Annotated in this window: 14 protein-coding genes; 4 read left to right on the top strand and 10 right to left on the bottom strand. The window is 61.6% G+C overall.

The window, feature by feature from the left end; genetic code table 11:
* Positions 1–60 precede the first annotated feature (60 nt).
* Positions 61–1269, top strand: a complete 1209-nt coding sequence (locus NKH95_RS06510) for a DUF2865 domain-containing protein (RefSeq protein ID WP_352891211.1) — start codon at positions 61–63, stop codon at positions 1267–1269.
* On the opposite strand, the gene gltX is transcribed toward NKH95_RS06510, so the two are convergent.
* The 6 genes from gltX to NKH95_RS06480 all read right to left on the bottom strand — a co-directional run bounded on the left by gltX (position 1187) and on the right by NKH95_RS06480 (position 9485).
* Positions 1187–2560, bottom strand: coding sequence for a glutamate--tRNA ligase (gene gltX, locus NKH95_RS06505; RefSeq protein ID WP_352775667.1), 1374 nt, complete (start codon positions 2558–2560; stop codon positions 1187–1189). The genes NKH95_RS06510 and gltX overlap by 83 nt on opposite strands.
* Positions 2561–2891: 331 nt before the next feature.
* A complete protein-coding gene (locus tag NKH95_RS06500) occupies positions 2892–4097 on the bottom strand; it encodes a hypothetical protein (RefSeq protein WP_352440280.1) in 1206 nt (401 codons plus the stop codon).
* Between the two features lie 231 nt (positions 4098–4328).
* Complete coding sequence (locus tag NKH95_RS06495; protein WP_023810568.1) at positions 4329–6134, bottom strand: ABC transporter ATP-binding protein; 1806 nt, start codon at positions 6132–6134, stop codon at positions 4329–4331.
* A gap of 380 nt (positions 6135–6514) precedes the next feature.
* Positions 6515–6925: a GNAT family N-acetyltransferase gene (locus tag NKH95_RS06490; RefSeq protein WP_352891210.1), complete on the bottom strand. Its 411-nt coding sequence runs from the start codon at positions 6923–6925 to the stop codon at positions 6515–6517.
* 37 nt (positions 6926–6962) lie between these two features.
* On the bottom strand, positions 6963–8639 hold the full coding sequence (locus NKH95_RS06485) for an NAD+ synthase (RefSeq protein WP_023810566.1): 1677 nt from the start codon (positions 8637–8639) through the stop codon (positions 6963–6965).
* Between the two features lie 129 nt (positions 8640–8768).
* Positions 8769–9485: a DNA-3-methyladenine glycosylase I gene (locus NKH95_RS06480; RefSeq protein ID WP_352891209.1), complete on the bottom strand. Its 717-nt coding sequence runs from the start codon at positions 9483–9485 to the stop codon at positions 8769–8771.
* A gap of 92 nt (positions 9486–9577) precedes the next feature.
* Here NKH95_RS06480 and NKH95_RS06475 point away from each other — a divergent pair, with 92 nt between their 5' ends.
* Both NKH95_RS06475 and NKH95_RS06470 read left to right on the top strand, forming a co-directional pair.
* Positions 9578–10141: a DUF1003 domain-containing protein gene (locus NKH95_RS06475; protein ID WP_023810564.1), complete on the top strand. Its 564-nt coding sequence runs from the start codon at positions 9578–9580 to the stop codon at positions 10139–10141.
* Positions 10138–10725, top strand: a complete 588-nt coding sequence (locus NKH95_RS06470; RefSeq protein ID WP_352552967.1) for a DedA family protein — start codon at positions 10138–10140, stop codon at positions 10723–10725. The genes NKH95_RS06475 and NKH95_RS06470 overlap by 4 nt, the downstream gene beginning before the upstream one ends.
* 3 nt (positions 10726–10728) lie before the next feature.
* Here the strand turns inward: NKH95_RS06470 and NKH95_RS06465 are convergent, their stop codons facing one another.
* The 3 genes from NKH95_RS06465 to NKH95_RS06455 all read right to left on the bottom strand — a co-directional run bounded on the left by NKH95_RS06465 (position 10729) and on the right by NKH95_RS06455 (position 12214).
* Positions 10729–11316: a hemerythrin domain-containing protein gene (locus NKH95_RS06465; RefSeq protein ID WP_352552965.1), complete on the bottom strand. Its 588-nt coding sequence runs from the start codon at positions 11314–11316 to the stop codon at positions 10729–10731.
* A 40-nt stretch (positions 11317–11356) separates the two neighbouring features.
* Positions 11357–11716 (bottom strand): diacylglycerol kinase, encoded by a 360-nt coding sequence (locus NKH95_RS06460; RefSeq protein WP_023810560.1) that lies wholly within the window; start codon positions 11714–11716, stop codon positions 11357–11359.
* 81 nt (positions 11717–11797) lie between these two features.
* The gene (locus NKH95_RS06455; protein ID WP_023810559.1) at positions 11798–12214 is read right to left on the bottom strand and encodes a GFA family protein; all 417 of its coding nucleotides are present in this window, start codon (positions 12212–12214) and stop codon (positions 11798–11800) included.
* Positions 12215–12622: 408 nt separating this feature from the next.
* Between NKH95_RS06455 and NKH95_RS06450 the strand changes: the two genes are divergently transcribed.
* On the top strand, positions 12623–13696 hold the full coding sequence (locus NKH95_RS06450; RefSeq protein WP_023810558.1) for a diguanylate cyclase domain-containing protein: 1074 nt from the start codon (positions 12623–12625) through the stop codon (positions 13694–13696).
* A 104-nt stretch (positions 13697–13800) separates the two neighbouring features.
* Here the strand turns inward: NKH95_RS06450 and NKH95_RS06445 are convergent, their stop codons facing one another.
* Positions 13801–15174 (bottom strand): class II 3-deoxy-7-phosphoheptulonate synthase, encoded by a 1374-nt coding sequence (locus NKH95_RS06445; protein WP_013531905.1) that lies wholly within the window; start codon positions 15172–15174, stop codon positions 13801–13803.
* Between the last annotated feature and the right edge of the window lie 84 nt (positions 15175–15258).

The raw sequence follows: 15258 nt of genomic DNA, 5'->3' as shown, positions 1-15258 counted from the left end.
CGCGAACACGCTAGCCTTGCGGGGCTAACAGTCGGGATTTGGCAGGCGGAGTTTGGGCGGATGGCAAGCGGAGGGTGGAAGCAGGCGCATGCTGCCGTGCTGCTTGGCCTCCTGTTGTCCGCAACCTGGGGGGTGGCCGAGCCACAGGCTGCTTCGCGGGTCTGCCGCCAGCTGGAAGCCGATCTAGCCGCGTCCTCGCGCGGCGGCGGTCCGGCGCTAGTCCGGAAATACGATTCCGCAATTGCCAGGCAACATGAGCAGATTTCGAAGGCTCGCAGCCAGGCGAGCCGGGCCGGGTGCGGTTTTTCGCTGTTTGGCCGCAACCTCAATCAATGCGCCGGGCTAAACGCCACGATCGGCCGCATGAATGCCAATCTCGACGCCTTGCAGAACAAGCGCGAGCGGCTGGCTGGCGGCGGCTCTCGCCGCGACCGCGGACGCATCCTGGCGGCGCTTGACGCCAAGGGCTGCCGCGACGACATCGTAGCGCCTCGGCGGACGCCTTTGCAGGAAGCCAACCGCGACGGCGGCAGCGCAAACCTGTTCAATCAGCTTTTTGGCGGCAACAGCCAGCAACTCGATATGCTTGATGAGCCTAGCCCGCCCGGCGATCCAGGCGAGGAGCGCAATGTCCGCCGGGTGCTCAACCAGCCCGGCATACCCGATTTTCCGAGCGTCGGCGGTGAGTTCCACACCTCCTGTGTGCGCACCTGCGACGGCTACTTCTTCCCGATGTCGAACTCAGCCTCGGCTGGCGATTTCGAACGTGACCAGAAGAATTGCGAATCGAGCTGCCCCGGCACCGAAATGCAGGTTTTCTACTCGCGCGGCATGGGCGACGATTCGGCCTCAATGACGTCATCTGTCACCGGCCGGCCCTACAGCGAATTGCCGACCGCCTATCTCTACAAGCAGCCCGATATATCGCGGCCGCCGGCTTGCGGCTGCAACGCCGCCGCGCAGGGTTTTCAGATCATCGCCGGCAATCCGCCGAATCCGGAACAGTTGCAACCCGAGACGGACTCCGCACCGTTCATTCCGGTGCCGATCTCCAAACCGGATCCAGGTGCCGATCCCGAAACGCTGGCCAATCAGGAAGGCGGGCTCGACCGCGAGACGATCAAGCGGGTTTCAGCCAAGCCGGTGACGTCGCCGATATCAGCCTTGCCGCCGGAACAGCGGAAGGTCAGGGTCGTCGGGCCAACGTTCCTTCCCGACCCATCAGCGGCAATAGATCTGCAAGCTCCGGCCCCGAAGGCAGTCCGGTAAGGGCTGTTCTGAGCGGCATGAACAACGCCTTGCCCTTGCGGCCGGTCGCTTCCCTGATGTTGCCCGTCCAGTCCTTCCAGATCGTCGCGGTCCAAGGTTCCTCCGGCAGCAGATCGAAGGCCTGTCGAAGGAAATCGCGGTCGTCATCGGAAAATTCCGGCTTCTCCTGCGGTCCTTCACGCAGGATACGCCACCAGTTGACCGCATCGGCCAGCCTGTCGAGATTGCCGCGCACCGCCAGCCAGAACGGTTCGGCCTGATCGCCGGAGACGCCGAGCACGATCAGACGGTCTTGTGCCTCGGCGAACGGCATGTGGTGCAGCAGCGACCGGTTGAGCACGAACAGCTCGTCCGGATCGAACTTGGCGGCGGATTTCGATGTCGCCGCCGGATCGAAGCGTTCGGCGAGTTCGCCCATCGTCGGCACCGCCGCGACATTCTCCGAAGTGCCTACCAGGACGGCCAATGATGTGACGGCCATCGGCTCGATGCCGTCCTCGCGCAGGCTCTCGATGGAGAGTGCGCCGGTGCGCTTCGACAAGCCCTCGCCCGATGCGGTGGTCAGGAGATTATGGTGGCCGAACAGTGGCGGCTCGGCAGCCAGCGCCTGGAACAGGGCGATCTGCACGCCGGTGTTGGTGACGTGGTCGTCGCCCCGGATGATATGGCTGACGCCCATCTCGATGTCGTCGACGACAGAAGGCAGCGTGTAGAGATAGGTGCCGTCCTCGCGTATCAGGACCGGATCGGAAAGCGAGGCCAGATCGACGGTTTCCTCGCCGCGCACCAGGTCGTTCCAGTGGATTTCGGTGCGTTCCGGCTGTTGTGGATCGCCTGAGAAATTGGGGAGGAGAAACCGCCAGTGCGGCTGGCGGCCATCGGCCTGGTATTCGGCGATCTGCTCGTGCGTCAGGGTCAACGCCTCGCGGCCATAGACCGGCGGCAGGCCGCGCGTGCGGCGCACCTTGCGCCTGAGATCGAGTTCCTCCGGCGTTTCATAGCAGGCATAGAGAACGCCTGCCGCCTTCAACCTCTCGACCGCGGCGTCATAGATTTCGAAGCGCCGCGACTGGTACTCGGTGGCGTCGGGAAAAATGCCCAACCAATGCAGGTCGTAGAGGATGGCGTCGGAAAACTCCTGCTTCGAGCGCGCAATGTCGGTGTCGTCGAAGCGCTGGATGAATCGGCCCTTGTTGTTCATGGCGAACAGCCAGTTGAACAGAGCCGTGCGCGCATTGCCGATGTGAATGCGGCCGGTCGGCGACGGGGCGAAACGAACGGTAACTGTCATGAACGGGGCGTACCGGATGCTTTTGTGGTTGACAAGACGCGCCCCCGCGCTGGCCGGCAGACATAGAACATGGCGGCTGGAATGAAAAGACCGGACGGTGGACGCCTCCGACGGCGCCCAGGCCGGCGGTGCCCATTTTGTGCCGGCAGCTTTTCACGATAGGAATTTTTTCTTGACTCGGTGCCCTCAGCTATGGTACATATTTGGGTATGGTTCTGATTTGCGCCAGTGACCCGCCGCACAGGCGGTTTTTTCGTTTAATGCTCCGTCAGCCTACGCGCCGGCGAAGGAACCCGTTACCCGAGTTCGCAATCCTGCCGGTTGAAGGCGATCAGCGGCCGAAATCATCGGAACTGAGGCGGGTCCAGCGGTCGCCCACCAATCCACCGATAAAGATGTCGCCGGAGCGGACCGCTTCCGTGACCTCGGCGATCCGCGAGCGGACCATCGTTCCCCCGGCATAGCGGAAGAAGACATTCTTGTAGCCAAAGAGTTGAGGTATGAATCTGGTCTGCGTCTGTCCGGTGATACCCACGCAGCCCATCTCCCATGCGGCGGCGACAAGCGCATCCAGCGTCGCGCCCCAGTGCGATCCGGATGCCTGGATCTGCAACAGGTTCGCCATGTCGCCGGCTTGACCATAAAAGGCATAACAACCGAGCATTTTGCCCGTTTCGTCGTAGGTCCCACCGAAATGAAGGGGGCCGTCGGCCCGCTTCTCGGCCGCCAGCGCAAGCAGTCGTGGCAGCTCCCCATCCTTCCAACTCGGCCGAAGAGCGTAACCAGACAGGAGGGTCGGCAGCTTCTCGGCAAATTGAACGGCATCGATCGGCTCACGATGGGTGCGATGCGACGATGAATGGAGGACCGGTGGCTCGAACCTTTTCTTTGCGAGAGCATCGAATGCTCTCGCGCATGGATCGAGTACAAGGCGAGGCAGGCCAGGCCATTTACGGTGCAGTGCGGCGGCGGCCATCGCCGCCGGCCGGAAAACATATGTCCATCCCAGACAATGCACCGGAAGGAGTTGATACTTCATCGGGCGCGCGAAGGCCAAGGATGTCCGGTTGGCCGAATCGGTCAGCTGCAGATCGAATTCGCCTTGATGCAAGGCACGCAGCAATTGGGGACCGGCCGAGCCGTCATCGGTGCCGGGGTCGGCCATGAGCGGCCCGATGATCGCCGCATTCAATGCCGCTCCATTGAGCTCGTAGCGGGCTTTCAGAACGCCGAGGAACCCACCCAGACGACCGTGCCGGTTGATCTGGACAAGAGCGTTGCTTTCACCGGAGTGGCCGACAGGGTCGAGATAAATCTCTCTCATATACGCGGCCGTCTCGGCGATTGCGCGATCTAGGAGGTGACGCCGCCGCCGGCGAAACTTCGTCAGGAAGAGTGCGGCGACGCGCTCGAGATCTTCGGCAGCGAGCGGACGAACCGAGCCATGCTGAGATTCCAGCACTGACGGCGCAGCCAACTTTTCCTCGGCATTCGCAGAAAGATGCATCGTGAAGAACGTCCGTAGGTTGCTCTCCATCGGATATATATCAACCAATGGTAGAAACAACGTATCTCGGTCGGTATGATGAACAGAGGTCTCAAGACTTACTATCCGGACAGGACTTCACAGGCAAATCAAGTCGGCCAGCATCACGGCGCTGATCGGCGGGTTGGCCGCGGCCCTGCGATCGCATGCCCTGGTCCAGCCCGCTGGGCTGACCGTGCCGGACAGAGGCGGCCTCCGGCCGAAGCTGCAGGCCGCCTCAATTCAGCTCACAAGTCCCTTGGTCAGTTCCAACGCCTGGCGTTCGAACAGGCGACGGTAGATGCCGCCTTTCAGCCGGATCAGTTCGTCATGCGAGCCTTCCTCGACGATGTTGCCGCGATCGAAGACCAGCAGCCGGTCCAGCGCCCGCACCGTCGAAAGCCGGTGCGCGATGACCAGCGTCGTGCGGCCGACCATCAGCCGCTCCATCGCCTGCTGAATCAGAACCTCCGATTCCGAATCGAGGCTCGATGTCGCCTCGTCGAGGATCAGGATGCGAGCATCGGCAAGAAAGGCGCGCGCGATCGCCACGCGCTGACGCTCGCCGCCCGACAGTTTCACGCCGCGCTCGCCGACCAGCGTGCCGTAGCCCTTCGGCAGGTTGGTGATGAAGTCATGCGCACTCGCCAGCTTCGCGGCATGCTCGATCTCCTCCTGCGTCGCACTCGGCCTGGCATAGGCGATGTTTTCGGCCAGCGACCGGTGGAACAGGATCGGCTCCTGCTGAACGATGGCGATCTGCCCGCGCAACGAGGCTTGCGCCACCTGCGAGATGTCCTGGCCGTCGACCAGGATTTGCCCCGCATTCACGTCATAGAGCCGCTGGATAAGCTTGACGAAGGTGGTCTTGCCCGACCCCGAATGGCCGACCAGCCCGACGCGCTCACCCGGCGCGATATCGACCGAAAAGTCGCGGTAAAGCGCCGATCGGTGATGGCCATAGTGAAAGGTGACGTTGTCAAAGCTGATCCGTCCTTCGGTGATCCGGATCGGCTCGGCACCTGGCCGGTCCTCGATGCCGAGCGGTTCGGACTGGAAATCGACCAGCTCTTCCATATCGTTGATGGAGCGCTGCAGATTGCGGATATGCGTGCCGATATCCCTGAGATAGCCCTGCAGCACGAAAAGCGAGGTCAGCACGAAGGCAACGTCGCCGGCGCTCGCCTGCCCCCACGACCACAGCATCAGCGCCAGGCCGATCACCGCGGCGCGCATGACCAGCAGCAGCACCCCTTGCGTGGTGCCGTTGATGGTACCGCGCACCCAGGTGCGCCGTGTGCGCGCACGCCATTTGGCGACGACCTTGGCCAGTCGGCGTTCTTCGCGCTCCTCGGCGCCAAAGCCCTTGACGACGGCGTTGCAGCTGACCGCGTCGGCCAGCGAGCCGCCGAGGCGGGTATCCCAGGTGTTGGCGAGCCTTGCCGCCGGCGCGACATAGCCAAGCGACAGCAGCGCCGTCACCGTGATGAACAGCACCGAACCGGCAGCAACGACCGCACCCATCAACGGCCAGAACCAGCCGAGCAGCAACGTCGAGCCGACCAGCATGACGACCGACGGCAGCAGCGCGATGAGGATGGTGTCGTTGAGCAGGTCGAGCGCCCACATGCCGCGCGTCACCTTGCGAACGGTCGAACCGGCAAAGCTGTTGGCATGCCAGTCGGTGGAAAAGCGCTGGACGCGATGGAAAGCATCGGCGGCGATGTCGGCCATCATCTTCAACGTCAACTCGACGATCCCCATGAACGCAAGATTGCGCAAGACGACGCCGGCCAGCGCCAACGCCATCAGCATCGAGAACGCCGTCATCGCGGCATTCCAGGCAATCGCGTCGGCGCCGGCGCTGCTGGCGACGGCGTCGACCAGCCGGCCGGAGTAGAGCGGCGTCAGCACATCGGCCAGCGTCGACAGCAGGAAGCTGCCCATGATGAGCGAGAGCCGCCAGGGCTGGCGCCGCCAATGGGTGAGCGTGAAGCCAAGAACGCTGCGAAAGGCGCTCGCGCGCAAATCGATCTTGAAACGAGCCATGATGTCATTCGGGCACAAACGAGCCCGATCCCAGTAGGTCGAAAATTGAAGAAGCCGCGCAAGGGGCCAAGTGATTGCCCGGAAGCGGAGCGGCATATTTGGCGTATCGCCCATAATCGGGCGGCGATCGGCATCGGCATAAGCCTGTGCTCGATCCGGCATCAGCACGAAGGGGAAACCTTCGCGGAGCGCCGGATGAGACCTAGGCTTCGCGGCCTCGCACTTCCATGTGAAATACTGCCATTCGGACCTCCCGCAAGACAATTGCGGAGGGGTCCTTATAGAGACGCTTCGATGCATCGCCAAGACGGGCTGACGCCAAAAGCGTATCTGGTCCAACCACTGCGATTATTTTGCAACAATGGCGGGCAAGCCGCGCCTCATTCAGGAACGCGATCGAAGCGCATGTAGCGGCCATCGGTTGATGGCTTGAACCCGAGCTTTTCATACATGCCATGGGCATCGCTGGTCGACAGGCTCCAATGGAAAACGGTCCTGACCTCCGGATGGCCGATCAGGGCCTGAACAAGCCGGCTGCCTATGCCTTGCCCGCGATTCTCCGGCCAGACGATGATATCGGCGAGATAGGCGAATACCGTGCGGTCGGTGATCGCGCGGCCGAAGCCGACTTGCTTGCCATCGACATAGGCACCGACGCACAGTGAATTGGCAAAGGCGCGGCGATGGACTTCATCAGTGCGTCCGGCGCCCCAATAGCTTGCCATCAACAGGTCCGATGTCGCACGGAAATCGATCCGTGACATGTCGAAGCTGATTTCACAATCGGGCATGGCTGTCTCCGGCCGCACCGCCGCGCGCTTTCGGTACTTAGCTGCGATCCCTGAAACGATTGGTGATGGGATAGCGGCGGTCGCGGCCAAAATTCTTTTTGGTGATCTTCACGCCCGGCGCCGCCTGCCGTCGCTTGTATTCTGCGATGTAGAGCAGGTGCTCGATGCGCGTCGCTGTCGCCCGGTCATGGCCGCGCGCGACGATATCGTCGACACCCATCTCGTTCTCAACCAGGCATTCGAGAATATCGTCCAGCACCGGATAGGGCGGCAGCGAATCCTGGTCGGTCTGGTTCTCGCGCAATTCCGCCGATGGCGCCTTGTCGATGATGTTTTTCGGGATCACCTCGCCCGAGGGGCCAAGCGCGCCCGGCGGCACGTGGCTGTTGCGCCAGCGCGACAGCGCGTAGACCTGCATCTTGTAGAGATCCTTGATCGGATTGAAGCCGCCATTCATGTCGCCATAGAGCGTAGCGTAGCCGACCGACATCTCGCTCTTGTTGCCGGTGGTGACGACCATCGAGCCGAACTTGTTGGAGATCGCCATCAGGATGGTGCCGCGCGCGCGGCTCTGCAGATTCTCTTCGGTGATGCCTTCCTTGGTGCCTTCGAACATCTGCGTCAGCGCGTGCAGAAACCCTTCGACCGGCTCGAAGATCGGCACGATGTCGTAGCGGCAGCCGAGCGCCCGGGCGCAATCCTCGGCATCTTTCAGCGAGTCCTTCGAGGTGTAGCGGTAGGGCATCATCACCGCGCGCAGGCGTTCCTCGCCGAGCGCATCGACGGCGAGCGCCGCGCAGATCGCCGAATCGATGCCGCCGGACAGACCAAGCACCACATTCTTGAAGCCGTTCTTGTTGACGTAGTCCCGCAGGCCTAGCATGCAGGCGCGATAGTCGGCCTCCTCCCGGTCCGGAATTTTCGACATCGGCCCTTCGGAACAGACCCAGTGATCGCCCTGGCGTTTCCATGTAGTGACGTCGACCGCTTCCTCGAACTGGCTCATCTGGAAGGCAAGCGTCTTGTCGGCGCCAATGGCAAACGAGGCGCCGTCGAAGATCAGCTCGTCCTGGCCGCCAAGCTGGTTGGCATAGATCATCGGCAGCCCGCATTCGATGACCTGGCGGATGACGACCTGGTGGCGGACATCGATCTTGGCGCGGTAGTAGGGCGAGCCGTTCGGCACCAGCAGGATTTCCGCCCCGCTTTCGGCCAGCGACTCGCAGATATCGACATCGCCCCAGATGTCCTCGCAGATCGGAACTCCGATGCGCACGCCGCGGAAATTGACCGGCCCCTGGATCTCGGGTCCGGCCTGGAAGACGCGCTTCTCGTCGAACTCGCCGTAGTTAGGCAGATCGAGCTTGTAACGTTCCGCGATGATCTTGCCGCCATCGGCGAAGACGATCGAATTGTGCGTGCCGCTCTTGCGCTTCAACGGCGTGCCGATGATGACGCCGGGACCTCCATCCGCGGTGTCGGCGGCAAAATCCTGTGCCGCCTTTTCGCAGGCTTTCAAAAAGGCCGGCTTCAGCACCAGATCCTCCGGCGGATAGCCGGCGAGGAAAAGCTCGGTATAGAGCACGAGATCGGCGCCTTGACGTGCGGCATCCGCCCTCGCCTCGCGGGCCTTGGCGAGATTGCCTGATATGTCGCCGACAGTCGGATTGAGCTGGGCGACGGCGATGCGCAGGATGTCGAGCTTCTTGGTCATGCCTGCTGACTTAGCGCGGCAAAATTGCCCGGGCAATGGCGTTCGTTTGGACCAATTCGGACCGATTGACATACGTCAACCGTGTACGGACCGATCAACGTACTTCAATCGTGGCGATACGACCAGGTATCAGTCGTCGCCCATATATTCGCGCAGCGCTTGCGGCGAATGGTTCTCGCCGATCGACATCGCCAGGATGCGTGAAATATGCCGGCGCGGCAGATGCGTCTCCGCTGCCCATTGGTTGATTTGCCTCTGGATCTTGTCCAGGTCCTTCTTCGAAGTCGGGCTTTCGGCGATGTCTAGGCCGGCGTCGCGCAACGCCGCGGCCATATCGCCCGAGATGACGAACGCATCCCAACCCAGCCAGCGCAGGAAATACTGGCCCGTATTGCCGCCCAGCCGGCTGCCATGCTTGCCGAGCCAGGCCATCAGCCCGACCTGGTCGTCAGCCGGCCAGTTGGCGAGGAATTGGCCGAAACCGCCATATTCCTTCGACACGCGCTCGACGAAGGCAGCGTTGTCGCGCACGGATCTGATCTTCTGCGGGTTGCGCACGATGCGCTGGTCCGCCGTCACATCGTGCCAGAAATCATCGGGCTGGAACAACAGCCGCTTCGGCTCGAAGCGCAGAAACGCCTCCTCGAAGCCCGGCCATTTCTGCTCGATGACGCGCCAGACGAAACCAGCGGCGAAGACGCGTTCGGCCATAACAGAGAGAATGCGGTCATCGGCGATGTCAGCCACGGCGGCATTGTCAGGCGCCGGACCCAGCAGCGACGTAAGTTCCTCTTCGCCGCCCTTGCGTTTTGCGGCGCGTGCGCGAATTTTCTTGAAATCGGCCATTGGTCCCTCGGCAACTGGAATCAATCTAACACTTCCCGTGTGAGCCGGCAGCCTCTACCTCTTACGGCAAGCCAAAGACCCTGGAGATGGCCATGAACAAGACGATCGACGACCTGGCGAACCGCTGGCTCAAGCGGCGGCCGGACGGCCTCAGCCAGCTCGAAAGCCGGGTGCTGCAATCGACGCTCGAACGGACCACCATCTCGCGCGACACCAACAAGGCCGTCGCCTTCCACCAGACCTTCGGCGACCGGCTCGCCGACACGATCGCCCGCATCGGTGGGTCATGGTCCTTCATCCTGACCTTCATCGCCTTTCTGATCCTGTGGACATCAGGCAATGTCTGGCTGCTGTCGCGTGACGCCTTCGATCCCTACCCGTTCATCTTCCTCAATCTCGTTCTGTCGATGGTCGCCGCCTTGCAGGCGCCGGTGATCATGATGGCGCAGAACCGCCAGACCGAACGCGACCGCATCGACGCCGCCCACGATTACGAGGTCAACCTGAAAGCCGAGATCGAGATCATGGCGCTGCATGAAAAGCTGGATGAACTGCGCCACGGCCAGATTCTCGGTATGCGCGACGAGATCGTGCAGCTGACCGAAATGGTCAAGCGGATCGACGAAAGGCTGTCTTCGCAGCAGTCGGCTTCATGACCGACGCAATCCATCATTTCATCGAACAATACGGGCTGCTCGCGGTCTTTATCGGTTGCGTCGCGGAGGGCGAAAGTGCCGCCATCCTTGGCGGCTTCTTCGCCCACCAGCAGGTCTTCGTCCTGTGGCACGCGGTTCTTGCGGCCGCGCTCGGCGCCTTCGTCGGCGATACTTTCTTCTTCATCCTCGGACGAAGCTTCGCCGACCATCCCTATGTCGTCAGATTGCGCAAACGGCCCGGCTTCCGCCGCGCCTTTCGGCTGCTCAACACCCATCCCGACATTTTCGTGCTGTCCAACCGCTATATCTACGGCATGCGCCTCGTCGGCGGCATTGCAGCCGGGCTTTCCAACATTGCCGCGCCGCGCTTCGTCATCCTCAACGCGCTTTCATCGGCGGTCTGGGCGGTACTGTTCGGCACGATCGGTTATGTCTTTGGACTGGGAGCCGAGCACGTCATCGGCCAGGCGTTGATGCATCACGAACGGTTGCTGATCGGGCTTGGCATCGGCCTGACCGTGGCCGTTCTGGCATGGCTCGTCGCCCGTCACATCGCCAGGAAGGAACGCGCCAGGGAGGACTGATCGTCAATCCACGCCGAGCGCCTGATCCCCCCGATCGAGGATCAGCGGGATGATCAGGTCTTCCTCGTCGGCAAGATGCCTTGTCAGCATGGCGATCAGCCGGCTGTTTTCGTCGGCATAGGCGTCGGCGGCAAAGCGCTGTCTGTCTTCGTTTTCCTGAAGCGTCTTGATGAACGCATTGGCCGCCTCGGCATTGCGCTCCAGCCCTTCATGAATGGTGTGATGGTCGGCATCGAGAATCTCGAAGCCGCGCTTCAAACGGGGCTCGGCCTTGGCGAAGACCGGAAAATATTGATAATCCTCGACATTGTGGTGACCGTCGAGATGCCCAAGAAAATGATCGAGGCGCGGCGCGAACCAGCGCGCGAAATCAGGCGCCGTCAGCCGTCCCTCACGGTAGTCCCCAATACCGTTGGCCAGCATGCCGCCAAGTTCGCGGAACATGTCGTGCCGCTGCAGCCACATATTGGCGATGCCATGGATGTTGGCATGGTCCTGCCAGTTTTCACGCGGGTATTTTTCGACGAGCCAGCGCAGATCGTCTGGCAGGCCAGCACGCTCAAGAAGCAGAAAGCTCGTGGCTTCGGACATGACAGTCTCCTTTGGTGACTGGCATGTAGGCATCGAAAGGCTAGATCGGTAGTCCCGTAATCCGCTCGATAATCGCGATACCCCAGACGCCGGCGACGATGAGCACCGAAATCAGCACCGCCAGCGAACCGCAATCCTTGGCCAACTGGATATCGACATTGAACTCGCGGCTGAAAGCGTCGCATGCCGCCTCGATGCCGGTGTTCAGCACTTCGACCATGATCAAGAGCAGCACGGCGCCGATCAGCAAAGCATAACCGCGCCACGAGATCGAAACGAACCAGCCGAGCGGCAAGGCAAGCGCCAGCAGCATCAGCTCCTGCTGGAAAGCCTTCTCGCTGGTGGCCAGCTTGCGAAACGCCCGCACCGAATTGAAATAAGCATCGATCAGCCGCTGCATGCCAAACCCCTTTGCGAATCACCGGCACGGGATAATGCAATGGCTGGCCAGATCAATGGAATAAGGTGACTTGTCCAAGATTCATTCAGCAACCGGTATGGACGGTGTCGACTTTTCAAACTGCGGCAGCCCGTCGTCGATCGAATAGTAGTCACCCTTGTCACCGACGAAGATATGGCATTCCCCCTCAAGACCTGTCGGCTTGTCGAACGATCCCGCCATGACTGAAACGTAGTCCTGGTCTCGCGGCTTCCAGAACAGCACCGATCCGCATGCCTTGCAGAACCCACGCCTGGCGAAGGTAGAGGCTTCGTACCAGGTGATACTTTCCGTGCCCTCGATCACAATGTCGGCGTTGGCAACATTGGTCGCGGCATAGAAATGTCCGCTCTGCTTGCGGCATTGCGAACAATGACAATAGACGACGCCACGCAGCGCTCCGTGCGTTTTGAAGCGAACCGCTCCGCACAGACACGATCCCGTGTGATTGTCGCTCATTTCGACCTCCTCGAGGAAAACTCTGCCTCAGCATCGTCGTCAGGATTCCAGCTTTGCGACGACCACACGCAAGCAAATGCGACATGTACTGGCGTGGTGAATCCGAAATTCGGTTTCATTTTCAAGAGCGCGATGCGCGAATTTCGGATTCAAAGCCACCAAACTGGCGTCGTTTTCGATTATTGGGTGCGCAAATTTAAGCTTTTACAGCCGCAGGTAGAGAAAAACTGTGGAATCTCGGCAAATTAAGGAAACTTTAGCGCTGGCGCATTTATGGTCATGGCAAGCGAAGGTCGTGGGTGGGGACGCATCCCTTTGCAAGTTGTTCTGGAGTCGGTCGCATTCCCCAGGTCGGCGACAAAGGGAACCCGCGAATTCTACAGCGGAATCCGAGGGGAAGAATCAAAAATGCAGCCGGCAGCTCTTCCGACCGAACGAAGCACCGACATCGCGGCCAGTGTCGTTGCCACAATGCGCCAGCTGGGCGTGCTCAGCCTGCCGCGCAACTACGAGATTTTCTACGAGGCGCTGAGCGGCACCAATCGCGAACTCAGCCTCGCCGTCGTTTCGCTGAGCAGCCGGCCGACACAAGATGAACTGGACCAGATCGGGCGCACTTTCTTTGCCCACAACCATGGTCCGGGCATCGTCGAGCATGCCAGAGACGTCATCGCCAGGGAGCTCGAGGAGGTTGCTTCGTTGCTGCGGAGCGAGCGCAGCCACATCGAGAAATACGGCAGGATCCTCGATGAGACATCGAGCGGCCTCAGCGGCCGCAGCCTTCTCTCTCAGGATCTCCTGCAGAAGATCGCCAACGCCATGGCGGTTGCCACCAATTCGACGATCGATCACGGCCGGCAGGTGGCCTCGACGCTCAGCGACAAGACGGCCGAACTCGAGAGCGTCAAGTCGAAGCTTGAGGAGTATAAGCGGCTGGCCGACACCGATCCGTTGACCCATATCTGGAATCGGCGCGCCTTCGACAAGGAGATCACCAGGATCTACAACAGCAACAGGGGTATCCTGTTCAACGCCCTGGTTCTTGTCGACATCGACCGCTTCAAGGATATCAACGACCGCTATGGCCACCCGGTCGGCGACAAGATCATCCAGAGCATCGCCGATATTTTCCAGACCAGCATTCGCGGCGACATGTTCGTCGCCCGCACCGGCGGCGAGGAGTTCGCGCTGATCATCGAGGGCGCCAGCGAGGACGCCACCTATGACGTCGCGGAGCGTATTCGTGCCCTGATCGCGCAGACGCCGTTCACCAGCAGCCAGACCGGTACGAATTACGGCACCGTTACCGTCTCGATGGGTATCTGCATGGCGTCCGAAGCCGAAGGACCCGAAGATCTCTACACCAAGGCCGACCGGGCGCTCTATCGCTCGAAGGTCAGCGGCCGCAACCGCGTCACCAGGCACTCGACGATGGCAGGCCCCCGGGCCGGCAAGAGCTGGCTGCTCTACAAGAAGGACTGACAGTCCCTGCCCGCTGGTGCCGGGAACACTGGACTAGCGCAGACATAAAAGGCGCCCGATTTCTCGGACGCCCTTTCGTGGATCTTATTCGGACTGCGCGAAAATCAGCCGTTGGCAACCTGCTTGTGCTGCACCGGGTGGCTCTTCTTCAACAGATCCGAGACCAGGAACGCCAGTTCGATCGCCTGGTCGGCGTTAAGACGCGGATCGCAATGGGTGTGGTAGCGGTCCTGCAACTCCTCGGCGGTGATGGCGCGCGCGCCACCGGTGCATTCGGTGACGTTCTTGCCGGTCATCTCGACATGGATGCCGCCCGGATGCGTGCCTTCGGCGCGGTGCACCTCGAAGAAGGTCTGCACCTCCTTCAGAATGCGGTCGAACGGCCGCGTCTTGTAGCCGGCGGCCTCGATCGTGTTGCCGTGCATCGGATCCGACGACCACACCACGGAGCGGCCTTCCTTCTGCACCGCGCGCACCAGCTTCGGCAGATGGTCGGCGACCTTGTCGGAACCGAAGCGGGCGATCAGCGTCAGCCGGCCGGGCTCGTTCTCGGGATTGAGCAGGTCGATCAGCTCCAGCAAGCCGTCCGGCGTCAGCGACGGACCGCATTTCAGGCCGAGCGGGTTCTTGATGCCACGGCAATATTCGACATGCGCATGGTCGGGCTGGCGGGTGCGGTCTCCGATCCAGATCATGTGACCCGAGGTGGCGTACCAGTCGCCGGAGGTCGAATCGACACGCGTCAGTGCCTCCTCATAGCCGAGCAGCAGCGCCTCGTGGCTGGTGTAGAAATCGGTCTCGCGCAGCGCGTAGTTGGTTTCCGAGGTGATGCCGACGGCCTTCATGAAGTCCATCGTCTCGGTGATGCGGTTGGCAAGAGACTCGTATTTCTCGCCCTGCGGACTGTCGGACACGAAGCCGAGCATCCAGCGGTGCACATTCTCCAGGCTGGCATAGCCGCCTTGCGCGAAGGCGCGCAAAAGGTTGAGCGTCGCCGCCGACTGGCGATACGCCATCTCCTGGCGAGCGGGGTCCGGAATGCGCGACTTGGGGTCGAATTCGATGCCGTTGATGATATCGCCGCGATAGCTGGGCAGCGTCACCTCACCCTTGGTCTCGTTGTCGGACGATCGCGGCTTGGCGAACTGGCCGGCAACGCGGCCGACCTTCACCACCGGCTGCGCGCCGGCGAAGGTGAGCACCACGGACATCTGCAGGAAGACGCGGAAGAAGTCGCGGATGTTGTCCGCGCCATGCTCGGCGAAGCTCTCGGCGCAATCGCCGCCCTGCAGGAGGAATGCGTCACCGGCGGCGACAGAAGCGAGCTGCTTCTTCAGCTTGCGCGCCTCACCGGCAAAAACCAGCGGCGGAAAGGTTGCGAGCTGGGCCTCCGTGTTCTTCAGCGCGGCAAGGTCCGGATAGGCAGGGACCTGCTTGATCGGCTTTGCTCTCCACGAATTCGGCGACCATTTCGTCATCGCTGCACCCAACGCTCTTTCCAGCGGCCTATACTCCGCCATTCCCCGCCCCCATTTGGGGATCGCGGCTCCATACACGAAGCC

Source organism: Mesorhizobium sp. M0848 (assembly GCF_040319805.1).
GTDB lineage: Bacteria > Pseudomonadota > Alphaproteobacteria > Rhizobiales > Rhizobiaceae > Mesorhizobium.
This window is presented reverse-complemented; position numbering and strand designations above follow the sequence as displayed.